The sequence below is a fragment of the Hahella ganghwensis DSM 17046 genome (assembly GCF_000376785.1).
GTDB classification, from domain to species: domain Bacteria; phylum Pseudomonadota; class Gammaproteobacteria; order Pseudomonadales; family Oleiphilaceae; genus Hahella; species Hahella ganghwensis.
Map to the genome: position 1 here is coordinate 116,216 of NZ_AQXX01000135.1, position 12,416 is coordinate 128,631.

Below are 12,416 nucleotides of genomic sequence, written 5' to 3' on the forward strand. Positions count from 1 at the left end.
AGGGGCAGACATCATACTGCCCCCTTTTCCCCTAGGAGATTCCAATGAGACAGCTCTCCCGATTTCTGTTCCTAGTATTATTCCTGCACCTTTGCTTTACGCCGGTTCACGCAACCGATATCAATGATCTTGCGCCGCATCAACCTACCGGGGACCAATGGAGTGAACAATGGTTTTATAATTTGAATGATCCGGAAAACGGATACTTTAAAGTTTCTCTGCAGACTTACATTTCTCCGGATAGTCCATCTCAACTTCGTGGCTACGTTCATTTCGCTCGCGCCGATCGCAACGGTTTAACCACCACTTACGACTATTTCTCAGATGACGTAGTCGTCGAGAAAGTCAGCGGCAACCAGGGTGACTCCTTCAGATTTCAGATCCCCGGCGTGGTTGACGCAGACGAGAACTCTCTGCAACTAAGCTTGCCTGAAGTCCAGTTTCAAATGAGCTGGGTGGGGATTCATACCCCGTACTGGCAGCTTGTCAATCAGGCCCAATCCCCTTTCGGCATATTGTCGGAATTTCCGGGCGTCGGTGCTGACTGGTTTATCTGGACCATGAAAACACCGACGCAATATAGTTATGCCGATGACAACCACCAGTTTTCCGGCTATGGCTACACCAATGTCGACAAAGGATGGTCTGATAAAGAAGCCTACGGCAGTTACATCTATGCTATGACAGTGTCAGAAAGCTATCAGTTCATGCTGTCGGGAGGCAGCCCGAAAAGCTCATCCATTGAAATGTGGGCTGGTCAGTTTCGAGCACCTGGAGAAACGATCACCTTCCTGCCTAAATTCAAGGGGCTCGGTGTCAAGCGCTGGTTTAACGCCTGCGAAGGAAGTTTCAGCTTTGAGCTGACCAAACCCGGCCGCAAGGTCATACTGGAAGCTCAATCAAATCCGCAAAGTTACTACGATGCCACCGTCCCTTCTCAAGTCGTATTCGGAGCCGAAAAACCCATAATGAAAACCATGCAGGCTCGTTTTCATCTCAAGATCTACCATTGGGGCACACTGGTGGAGGAAACGACCATTCCTCAGGGGTTGCTGGAATTTGCCGGAGACGCTTACTGCGACGAATAAACCACTATTTTAGCAGCACCTGCTATCCGGTCGTTTTTGACCGGACCAGGTGATAAGTCAGTTCATCCCGTTTGAAGGTGACGCCAACAACCTCCGGTCGCCGAACGTCGGCACTTATTTTCAATTGTTCCTTAAGCTCTTTTTTGAGAGCTTCCAGCTTTTCCAATAGCTGCTGCAATGGGGAAAGGATTCTGGATGGCTGGTTGACGCCATCCAGGCGTCTTTCCTGTTGCTCTCTGAGCGCGCGCAACCGGCTCATCACTTCACTGAATCCGGTTGCCTGCCGAAGCTCAGCATCACTGGGCCCCTGTTGCCGCTCCGTCACTGACAGTTGTCCCTGCAGATCTGCCAGATCCAGTTCTTGAACGGTTCTAACCTCACCACTCTCCATCAGCATGATTCCTGCAGCTTTGGTCTGCCCCAGAACACGACCCTGATCGTCCACCAACTCAAACTGATCCTGAGCAGCCCCCAGGTATATCGCCCCGATACCGACTTCACTTAATGTCGCAAGACGCTGATTGTCAGTACCGGCATCGACCCATACCCGCAATTCACTGAATATCGGATCCGCCTCATCAATCCAGCGATTACCGTCATTATCATAACGGGCCAGCTCGCCAAAACCGCTGCCGGTCTGTGGCCCGAACAATTCTGAACCGTCATCCACTTCACCATTTTGATTGGCATCCAACACCAGGTAACCGCTACCAGCCCCTAGTGTCGCTATGGATTCCTGATCTCCATCCGCGTCCAGATCAAAGAAAAAGCTGGTGGATTCCAAGGAAAGGATATCGGTATCGAAGTTGAGCACCAACGGATCTGTCAAAGGGCGCCCCTGAATCATCAATGTCTGCTCAATGGTGAGTTCAGATTTCCGCGTTCTGTCTACGTATAGATTGAAGTTGATTTCCCGTCCGTCCTCCAGAGATATCACACCAGAAGAGGCAATCAGAGATGACTCGCTTTCGGTAATATGGCGATACTGTGAGAAGGTGACTCTGGCATTGGCAGAGTCACCTGAGGAACCATTCAGCTCTGTAGAGGCTTCCAGAGATGACGACTGCTCCAGGAACACCAGTTCCTCTGCCAGTCGCTGTTGCGAATGAGTCCGGACTTGCCCCCCATCTGAAACATGGGAATACAGACCGACAGACTCTGTCTCTTCTGCCTGATATTCCAGACGATGGCTGTTATCCTGGGCAGGCCCGATACTGATCCGGTTACTGACAATACTGCTTTCACGCTGGTCCTGGCGGGACAAATAGCTGACGACAGATGACTGAATAATCATAGGATACTCCACCAATTCCTTTATGGTCCCTGATTCGCCCCTGACTCTTGTCAGATTCCGGCCCTGCCTGGAGGCTGCCAGTAACGGGATAATACCCGGGCCTATGTCAGGTTATCGACGACTCCACTCTTTATCTGAATCAAAAATATTTATCACATTCAGAAAAAATGAAGTTTCCTACAATAATCCGGGGATATTACACACTGATAACCCAAGGACATTGCGCATCCGTCATATCACAACGCCTGATTCAAAATACCCGCCAGCTCTGCTTCAGTCAGTTCAATGGGGTTCCCTTTCATACTGCTGGAATTCCTGGATTTAGCAATGGCCTCTTCGATATCCTCAACTTTCATCCCATAACTGGATAGAGGGGGTATCTTCATTAGGTGACATGTTTCCCGAATCCAGGCATTTCCATCCTCTGCCGTCGCCAGGGGATCACCTGTCAGCAAGCGAGCGATCTCATCAAACCGCTCGATAAAGGGAGAGTCAGAAGCCCGTTCCTGCAAAGCCTTAAGATTGGCCTCCATCACCAGAGGTAACAGTCGCGCGCAAAGCGCTCCGTGAGGTGCATGAAACATACCTCCCAAAGGCCCGGCAAAGCCATGTACAGCGCCCAGTTTGGCATTGGCCAGCGCCAACCCACCGAACAGATTGACCAGCGACATATCTTCACGGGCTTCAGCATTGGCCGGCTCACTGTACGCCCGGCGCAGCGACCTTCCGGCACGACGAATCCCTTCCCTGCATAGACTGTCAGTTAAGGGATTCGCTTTATTCGATATCAGCGGCTCGATGACCTGGGTCAGAGCATCAAGCCCGGTAGACGCAGTGAGATGCGGAGGCATTGACCAAGTCTGTTCCGGATCTACTATCGCCACAGCCGGTAACATGTAAGGACTGCGCATACTGACTTTAACTTTGTGCTCAGGTGAATCCAGCACGGAGTTACGGGTGACCTCCGATCCGGTACCTGCAGTCGTGGTAATGGCAAAATAAGGCGCACTGAGACGAGCCAGCGGTTGCGCCCGGCCAATGACTTCCAGATAGTCCATCAACTCCCCGTTATTGGTGAGCATTGCCGCCACCACTTTCCCCAGATCCAAAACACTGCCCCCACCATAGCCGATCACCACATCGGCTTCTGCCAGGCGGGCCTGATCAACGGCCAGTTCAGCCATCTTGACCGTTGGCTCTCCTCTCCCAATAGCATGTATCGTGACTTCCAGGCCCCGATCCTGCAGCGCCTCCACCAACCCGGAAGAGCGCTCCGGAGAGCCTCCAGTCAGCAAAAAAACACTACGACCGTATTCGCAAACCAGAGCGGGAACCTGGCTCATAACCCCATTACCAAACAGAATTTTATTAGCGGTGGCAAATTCGAAATTCATGTCTGTTTCCTTCTGCTGGAAGAGAGTTTTAACGCGATTAAAAAAAGAAATTTCAAATGCGCGATCAACCGTCTGCGTCAATCGCTCTTAGCACATCGCCAGATCGACAGACCTGGCCGTATTCATCGTGCAGGTTGCTGAGAAAGATTTCATGCACCAGATCCGCATCTAACGTATCACCATTTAACAATGCCATACCACAGGCGGCCATGGCATCACGCACCAGAAAACAACGGTAACCATTTCCTGCGGCAACCCGAACCGTTGCATCCACAGAGTTATTGGTCAGCACGCCACTGACCACCAACTCGGTGATTCCAAGAGCTCTAAGTTGATCATCAAGGCTGGTACCGATAAAAGCTGAGTTCTCATTCTTGGTGATGATCGTTTCCCCGGCCAGCGGAGAAACTTCCGGTTTGAATGTATATGTCTGCGAGTCAGGATGGTAAGGGGATTCAACGAACCTGGAGGCATGGCGCACATGAATGACTGGCAGATCATGGTGTCGCCAGGCTTGCAGGAGCCGACTCATGACCTGTTCGGCATCGGGATTGTTCCGAGGCAATACTGAGTAACAGTCGATAGCTTGCTGGACATCTATAACGACTAACGCCGGTTGCGCAGATTGAAACATGGGGTAAGGACCGGTCCACTATGCGAGCAGGCATTGTAACGCCACCCGTCCAAGGATAAAACCAAGCGCAGAATGCCTCTCTCACATTTCAGAGAAGCGCCCTTTCCAAGAGCCTCCATCAGAAGCCACTCAGAGGCCCTTCAGAAGCCATTCAACGAGGATACCCTGTGACCTCCTGTATGGTTTTATACAGCGGCTGAAGTTGTCGGTACATCTTCAGGTAAACCTCTTTGTATAGACGGTCATAGGTTCTTACTCGAGCAGGATCCGGCGTAAACACTTTCCCGACTCTGGTCATTCCCGCAATGGCCTGATCAAAGTCTTGATGTACACCCAACCCCACCATGGCATCAATCGCTGCGCCGAGTGCAGAGGTCTCATATGTGTGAGGCCTCTGCACTTCAAGATTGAATATATCTGCAGTCAGTTGCAGTGCAACATCACTTTGAGAACCACCGCCGGAAACCCTGAGCTTATCGATCCTGACGCCTGATCGTTTCTCAATTCGTTCCTTCCCTTCTCTTAAGGCATAAGCCAGACCTTCGAGAATAGCCCGATAGATATGCGCTCGTGTGTGTACATCCCCGAACCCGATAATCGCCCCTTTGGCTTCTGGTCCAGGATCTCGCACTCCCGGAGACCAATAGGGTTGCAACATCAACCCCATGGATCCAGGAGGAATTTTCGCAACCAGCTCATCAAACAGCGTTTCCGGTGCAACCCCCCGCTCCTGGGCAATATGTTGCTCCCGGAGACCAAACTCCCGCTTGAACCAACTGACCATCCAGAACCCCCGATAAATCATCACCTCGGAACAATATCGGCCGGGGATGGCAGAAGGGTACGGCGGCATAAATGGAATCGCCTCGACATATTTTTTATTGGTGGCATTGATCGTGGCAGTGGTGCCGTAACTCATGCATCCGATATTGGGCGTGTTGCCTCCGGACCCCAGTATTTCGCAGGCTTTGTCGGAGGCTGAAGCAATCACAGGCAGCCCGGCCGGCAGACCAAGCATCTGAGCGGCATCTGGCATCAGTGCCCCCAATGTTTCTCCGGGCGCTACCAGCTCCGGCAACTGCTTCGGCCTGATCGGAAGGGCTTTCCACCGCCAGTCCCGTTTTCCGGCCCAAGCCAGCTTTTTATAGTCGAAGGGAATATACCCCACCTGCGCACCAGTTGAATCGACAAAGTTGCCGGTAAGACGGTACGTCAGGTAACCGGAGAGCAACAAAAATTTATGGGTCTGCTGCCATAAATCGGGTTGATGCTGGTTCAGCCAGTTAGCCTGCGCATTACTGCGAAAACGCTTGACCGTATCTTCTACTCTGACAGCCTTAAACAACAGATCCCAGATACCACCAATGGGTGAATCAACGTCCGCATGACGCTGATCCAGCCAGATAATCGCCGGTCGCAATGGGTTGCCGTTTTCGTCGACACAAATAACCGTTCCCCGTTGGGTTGTCAGAGTTACAGCGGCCACCTCTTCCGGTTGAATATCTGTGCCTGACCACATTTTCTGACAGGCCAGCCCCAGGGACTCCCAGTAATACTCCGGCTTTTGCTCCGCCCATCCGGGGTTTTCTGAGAAATAAGGATCGATCTCCTGTTGCCCCTTGGCAACAACATTCCCGTGATCATCGATAATGATCGCTCTGACACTCTGGGTTCCGTTATCGATCGCCAGTACATAGGTTCTTCGATTGCTTTCTCTCGCCCCCGTCATAGTTACCCTTGTGTCATCCATCATATCTGGGGCTCCAGAGCTTCGTCATGAGCCATGACAGACTCAGAAGAAACCTTCTGATTGGGAAGGCTGAAGTGTTGCCGGTAGATCGCCTTGTACCGACGGACTTCATCCGACCAGACACTTTCCGACCAACCAAGCTTGTTCCGGCATAACTGCCCCACTTGCTCCAGAACACTATCACCACCTTCCGGCAACAGAATGCCCAGACGACTGCGGCGCAACATCAAGTCATCCAGATGCATGACCATTTCATTGTCCAGACTCCAACGCAATTCAGCCATACAAGCTGGTGTACCGGATATCCGTTTCAACTGATTATCATCGCAAGCAGCAATTTCGCAGGCAGCAAGCCCAAATCGACCTGCAAGCCTTTTTGCTTGAAGCTCTGGCAGATGACGCAGCCCCTCCCCCTGACTGACACGGGAAAAGATTCTCTTATCATCAGAATTGCCTGAATGCTTCAGATCAAGGTTTTCATTTTCCAGATATTTGGCAGCATGCTTCAGCACATCCAACGCTATCAGGCGAAAAGTCGTTAGCTTGCCACCGGCAACAGTAATCAATCCTTGCTCATCCCACACTGAATGCTCACGCTTTTCACTTGAAGGGTCCAGCGCACCGGAACTCACTACCGGGCGCACACCGGACCAGGTGCTGATCACATCGCTTGCTGTCAGCCCGAGACCGGGAAATTGATGCTGTACACCCGCCAGGAGATAACTGACTTCCCCGGCTGAGATACTGGCATCCTGACGCATGTCCTGATGGTGATCGAGGTCGGTGGTACCAATCACGGTGGCCCCTTCCCATGGAAAGATAAACACTGGACGCTTATCATGGGGATGGAAAAAACTAACGGTAAAACCAACAGGAAACCGCCATCCTGGAATGACCAGATGACTCCCTCTGAGCGGGCGCATTCTCGACGCCTCCCCCTGAGCAACCCTGAGCTCATCAGCCCAGGCTCCAGTAGCGTTGATCACGACTCTGGCGGGTATCTCCAATTCCTGATTGCCAATCATGTCCTGGGCAATCACGCCACCAGCCTGACTGACACCCTGAACCTTTGGGGAATAAGATGAATGAGCTTTGAGTACATGCTTCACCGCACAATAGTTCAGCGACTGAGCACCACTCATGTGAGCTTCATGCAGCACTCGCATCACCAGCCTGGAGTCATCTGTCACTGCATCGGTAAACTGACTGATACTGGCAAGCTTTTCCGGATTGATTCCGGGAGCCAGGTACTGGGCATCCCGGGCAGGATATCGCTTATGCTGACGGGCGCCAGCCATCAGATCATAGACATCCAGTACCCGCTCAAATAGAAATCCTGGTGGAAACTGGCCTTGATAGTGAGGCATTACAAACCGCAACGGATCCACCAGTCCCTCTGCTTCACTCATCAATCTCTGACGCTCTTTCACCGAATCACGTGTCAGAGATAACTGACCAGATGCCAGGTATCGCAATCCACCATGAACCATTTTTGATGACTTGCTGGAGCTACCGTAGGAAAAGTCATGTTTCTCAAGCAATAACGCCTTGAGCCCCCGTCTTACGCATTCCCGCAGAATCCCTGCCCCGGTAATACCTCCACCGATGATCACCACATCCCAGATGGTTTTCGTTTGCCGAAGCTGGTCAACCAGTTGCTCTCTACGTCCTGGTTGCCAGGCAGTACAATCTTTATCAGACCACATGCTCATACCCGATCACTCGCTCCCGGTTGCGCCCTGTCCGCCTGAGCGGCTGAGTGTTGAATTGTCCATGTCATCAGGATTGGCTGCTGCCAGCTCCGTGCCTTCAGCGATCCCCTCAACGGGATACAGAGTTCCGGGGTTCATCAAGTTTTTCGGATCAAAAGTATGGACCAGGGATTTGATGGCCCGCATTCCCAGGTCACCTTTCTCCACTGACAGATAAGGCGCATGATCACGACCAACACCGTGCTGGTGACTGATTGTCCCACGACGATGAACAATCAACTCCGAGGTGGTTGATTTCATTTTCCGCCAGAATGCCAGGGTTTTGGCATAACTTTCGGCGGTGCGGAATACATAGGTGGTGTAGATGGAACAACCCTGACCGTAAAAATGCGACAAGTGGGTAAACACATGCACACTTTCGCCCACTTGCTTCAGTGAACTGCGTAGATTTTCTTCGATTTCCCGCATCAGGGAATCTGCGTTATCCCAATCTGTGGCCGTTTCCAGAGTATCGACCACATAGCCATCCCGCCACAGGGCTTCACGCAGGTATGGCATCATAAAACGTTTCTCTGCCCACTTTTTACCCAGAATGGTCCCGGTACTGATACCTTTGTATCGGCGAATGATGCTTTTGAACTGAGACTTGGCCGCGCGACACTGTGGCCGACTTCCTGTAATACCTATCGTCATCATGCACTTACCGTCATCAGCTCCCCGCCAGCGCAAGTATTTTTCCAACCAGGCAATTTGTTCAGGATGCCCGGCAAGAGCCAGTTGGGTTTCTGTTTCAATCTCGTTGCTGACCCGACACATGGAGAGCTGAATTTTGCTCTGCACCAGTTCCCGGGCAGCAGAACGTGCCTGCTCCCAGGAAGGAAAAACGACGACGTAAAAATCTTCTTTATCAGCCAGGGGCGTCACTCGAACTTTTACTTCCGTGATAATTCCCATGCGTCCCTCTGACCCCATAAACATTTCTCTGAGATCGGGACCGGCGGAACTGGCAGGGATTGTAGGAATGTCCATGGTTCCCAGCGGAGTTTCTATCCGGCCACCGGCAAACATCTGCTCAATTCGACCATATCTCAGCGACTGCTGACCGCTGGAGCGGCTGGCGACCCAACCGCCGACCGTCGACAACTCAAAGGATTGGGGGAAATGACCCAGGGTATAGCCATTGGCCCTTAATTGTGATTCCAGCATAGGTCCCGGTGTACCTGCCCCGAAGGTCGCAATCTGGCTTTGCTCATCCAGTGCCAGGAGTTGATTCATGCGCCCCATGTCCAGTGTCAGTATTGGCTTATCCGAATGAAACGGATTGATATGCCCAGCCACACTGGTTCCCCCCCCATAAGGAATCAGAATGACATCGTGATCCGTACAAAAATCAATTAACTCCCTCACCTGGTCTGAGCTTTCCGGAAAAGCCACGCCATCTGGAAACACACCGAAATCCCCACTGCGCATGGCCAGCCAGTCCGGCAGACTTTGCCCACGAGCATGGCGCACGCGAGTCTCTGGAGAGTCATCAATCAGCAAATGGCTGGGTAGTCGGGATTCCGGTACTTTATCGAGCACCTCCTGCAGGGAGGCATCCGGTAAAGCATTGGCCTGACCGACACGACCAGCCAGAAAATCCAGGCCATTAGCGGGCAACTCCATGCTGTTGTTCTCATCTCCCCAACCGTTCCAGCGTCTCATTTCACTCTCCGAATTTTTGACTGACGGTGTCAGTACACCAATAGGTTTGTATTCGTCTTCATCAGTGGATCTAGTCATTGTCACTCGAGGTTAAACTCCAGGTTTCCCCGGACACAAAAGACCACTATCCTTAGCAAAGGACCATCATCCTTACTAGGTTAATAATATTGACAGGAATTACACTGTCAGATTCGGACAGTTCGGGTAGCAAATCGCGACACTGGATAGTGACCTACCCAATTACATGAGTCTGTCATCATGGGCTCGACAATAAGTATCCAATGACAAATGAACCGAACAACAACCCTGAGACATCATGAAAAACCTGGGATTTGCCTCTGTCGCCGCCGTAAACCAATACCTGCGTTTTGCTGAAGATCGCGGACTGGACTGTGATCAGGCACTGCAAGTGGCTGCCGTAGAACAAAGCCAGTTAGCGGAAGGTTCCAGCGGCATCACCGGGATGCAGTTTCAGGCCCTTCTGAAGAATCTGATACAACAATCCGATGACCCTCTCCTGGGCTCGAACAGTGGCGATTATGTGCAGCCCGGCTCCTACAATGTGCTGGGATATATCGTCATGAGCTGTGCGACTCTGGGGGAAGCCATCGAGAAGATTGTGCCCTTTGAAAAGCTGGTGGGGGATATGGGAACCACCACTCTCGAACCATGGGAGGACAATCCGGATCTGGTGCTGATTCAATGGAATTGCGCCTACCCGGACCCTGAAGTGCGTCCCCATATGGTGGACAATGTATTTGCCTCCTGGGTCAACTTCAGCCGCTGGCTCGCGAATAATGAAACCGCTGCTCCCGAGCGACTATTACTGCAGAAGCCTCCTCCTTCAGAGGAACAGATGCCCGCTTATAACCAACGTTATCAAGAGGTCTTTCATTGTCCGATCGTGTACGATCAGGAAATCAATGCCCTGGTTTTTCGACGAGACTTGCTGGATATTCCGTTACGGCAACCTGATCAATTGCTGAGAAAAACCCTCGAAGGACATGCCGTCCAACAGATCAAGTCACTGGAAACTGAGGATGCACCAGAGATCATCCGGGAAATAAAACATCGCATTCAACACCAGCTTACGGAGGGTATCACCCGCCAGGACATGGTGGCAGAGTCACTGAACATCACCTCCAGAACTTTACAACGACGCTTGAACGAGCACGGATACACCTACCAACAACTTCTCGACGAAGTTCGTCTGGAAAGCGCCCGAAAGTTGCTGAAAGGCAGCCAGATGCCCATTGCGGACATTGCTCATCAGTTGGGCTTTGCCGAGCCCAGATCCTTTCATCGCTGGTTTAAATCCTGTGAGGGAATAACCCCTGGAGACTTTCGTGACAGTTGAGGACCCTTAAGCCTCGACAGTATAGAACCGGTTAAAGCGGAGAAACCTGACTGGCTTGGCTTTCGATTCATCCTCATCATTGCCTGCACTCGCTTCTTTCCAATCAGAGTCACCAGAAAAGAAAGAAAAATAATTTTGATATCCAAGCCCAATGACTGTTGCTGTAAATAGTAGCGATCAAGGTAGAGCGAAAGCCGGGCTCCACGACCACTGAATAACTGAGCCATGCCGGTAATACCGGGCGCTGTATGCCAGCGGTCTGCGCACTCCTCTCCTGACCACCCGATTCTGCAAATATCGGCTTCTGTCAGCGGCCTTGGCCCGATAATGCTCATCTTCCCTGCCAAGACAGAAAGAAATTGCGGGCTCTCATCCAGCCCGGTCGATCTCAGCCATGTTCCGACTTGGGTAACTTTACCCTTCTTCATCGTACGCAGCTTGATCACCGCAATAGGGGCTTTATTCTTTCCAAGCCTTTTCTGCCGAAACAACACCGGCGAACCATCTTCCAGCAAAATCAACACTGCAATCACAAGCCAAAGGGGGACAAATATGACAATGGCAACCATCGCCAGCACAACATCAGTGGCACGTTTAACCAGATCCCGTGGAATCCACTTCATGACAGATCCTCCCACTCCAGGATCTCTATTTTATTATGGACATGCACCGGGTCACCCCCAGCTTTCGACACCTTTGAAAGTATGGCCTCCAACAGAGGGGTCATCAGCCCAAGTCGCCTGCCATTGATGATCAGATTCCACAATGGCTCAAACTTTTTCCAGCCAGCCGAATAGAAAAAATGCTTTACCCTATGCTTTCCGGTACTGTGAACAGAAGCACTCCTGACAATATTCCTCCAACGGTAGAATTCCCCGTAAGACCAGTCGTATCCCTGTTTTAGCTGCTCTGCGCTCATTCCCTTGGGCTGAAACACAACCTGCCGGGTGTCATAGCGATCCCACTCAGAGTGTAGAATTCGCTGTTGTTGCTGCATTTCGCGGTAGTAGGCAGTACCCGGATAAGGCGTCGCGATATGGAAAGTTGCGGTCGTAATCCCCTGCTGAAGAGCCCACTCAACGGTCCGTTTGAATACATCAGGGCCATCATGGTCCAGGCCGAAAACAAAACTTCCATTGATCATGATGCCCAAATCATTCTGCCGTCGACATACTGCTTCATACTCATAGTGAATATCCTGATATTTATTGGTCGATGCCTTGCGGGAAGTGATCCTTCAGCAACCGGTTCTACATGCCGACGAAACCCCGGTGAGTATGTTGGCACCGGGCAAGAAGAAAACCCATAAAGCCTATGTCTGGGCGTATAGCAGCACGTCCTTCTCGGACCTGAAAGCCGTTGTTTATGACTTTGCTCCGAGTCGGGCGGGCGAGCATTCCCGGAACTTCCTGGGAGACTGGCAAGGCAAACTGGTATGCGATGACTATGCCGGATATAAGGCCGGCTTCGGCGCCGGCATCAC

The 12,416-nt window shown here is 51.7% G+C and carries 10 protein-coding genes and 1 pseudogene; 3 read left to right on the plus strand and 8 right to left on the minus strand.

Translation table 11 applies throughout. The annotated features are described in order from the left end of the window. Window positions 1–44 precede the first annotated feature (44 nt). Window positions 45–1,088 carry a hypothetical protein gene (locus F566_RS0124085; protein WP_020409598.1) on the plus strand — a complete coding sequence of 348 codons (1,044 nt, stop codon included), beginning with the start codon at window positions 45–47 and terminating at the stop codon, window positions 1,086–1,088. Window positions 1,089–1,110: 22 nt separating this feature from the next. Here the strand turns inward: F566_RS0124085 and F566_RS35760 are convergent, their stop codons facing one another. The 6 genes from F566_RS35760 to F566_RS33870 all read right to left on the minus strand — a co-directional run bounded on the left by F566_RS35760 (window position 1,111) and on the right by F566_RS33870 (window position 9,576). Continuing rightward, the gene (locus tag F566_RS35760; RefSeq protein WP_020409599.1) at window positions 1,111–2,382 is read right to left on the minus strand and encodes a hypothetical protein; all 1,272 of its coding nucleotides are present in this window, start codon (window positions 2,380–2,382) and stop codon (window positions 1,111–1,113) included. Window positions 2,383–2,618: 236 nt separating this feature from the next. After that, window positions 2,619–3,776: an iron-containing alcohol dehydrogenase gene (locus F566_RS0124095; protein WP_020409600.1), complete on the minus strand. Its 1,158-nt coding sequence runs from the start codon at window positions 3,774–3,776 to the stop codon at window positions 2,619–2,621. A 64-nt stretch (window positions 3,777–3,840) separates the two neighbouring features. Further along, entirely contained in the window at window positions 3,841–4,410 is a 570-nt protein-coding gene (locus tag F566_RS0124100) for a cysteine hydrolase family protein (RefSeq protein ID WP_020409601.1), read from the minus strand. 151 nt (window positions 4,411–4,561) lie between these two features. Further along, window positions 4,562–6,163 (minus strand): FGGY family carbohydrate kinase, encoded by a 1,602-nt coding sequence (locus F566_RS0124105; protein WP_020409602.1) that lies wholly within the window; start codon window positions 6,161–6,163, stop codon window positions 4,562–4,564. Beyond that, on the minus strand, window positions 6,160–7,872 hold the full coding sequence (locus F566_RS0124110) for a glycerol-3-phosphate dehydrogenase/oxidase (protein ID WP_020409603.1): 1,713 nt from the start codon (window positions 7,870–7,872) through the stop codon (window positions 6,160–6,162). Before F566_RS0124110 ends, F566_RS0124105 begins: the two co-directional genes overlap by 4 nt. A 6-nt stretch (window positions 7,873–7,878) precedes the next feature. Beyond that, the gene (locus F566_RS33870; RefSeq protein WP_083921169.1) at window positions 7,879–9,576 is read right to left on the minus strand and encodes an FAD-binding oxidoreductase; all 1,698 of its coding nucleotides are present in this window, start codon (window positions 9,574–9,576) and stop codon (window positions 7,879–7,881) included. 316 nt (window positions 9,577–9,892) lie between these two features. Between F566_RS33870 and F566_RS0124120 the strand changes: the two genes are divergently transcribed. Further along, complete coding sequence (locus F566_RS0124120; protein WP_020409605.1) at window positions 9,893–10,933, plus strand: AraC family transcriptional regulator; 1,041 nt, start codon at window positions 9,893–9,895, stop codon at window positions 10,931–10,933. On the opposite strand, the gene F566_RS33875 is transcribed toward F566_RS0124120, so the two are convergent. Next, window positions 10,876–11,556, minus strand: a complete 681-nt coding sequence (locus F566_RS33875) for a sugar transferase (RefSeq protein WP_020409606.1) — start codon at window positions 11,554–11,556, stop codon at window positions 10,876–10,878. The genes F566_RS0124120 and F566_RS33875 overlap by 58 nt on opposite strands. Then, window positions 11,553–12,077 (minus strand): hypothetical protein, encoded by a 525-nt coding sequence (locus F566_RS33880; RefSeq protein ID WP_020409607.1) that lies wholly within the window; start codon window positions 12,075–12,077, stop codon window positions 11,553–11,555. Before F566_RS33880 ends, F566_RS33875 begins: the two co-directional genes overlap by 4 nt. 64 nt (window positions 12,078–12,141) lie before the next feature. Here F566_RS33880 and F566_RS0124135 point away from each other — a divergent pair. Continuing rightward, window positions 12,142–12,416, plus strand: a pseudogene (locus F566_RS0124135) (IS66 family transposase); the annotation flags it as partial.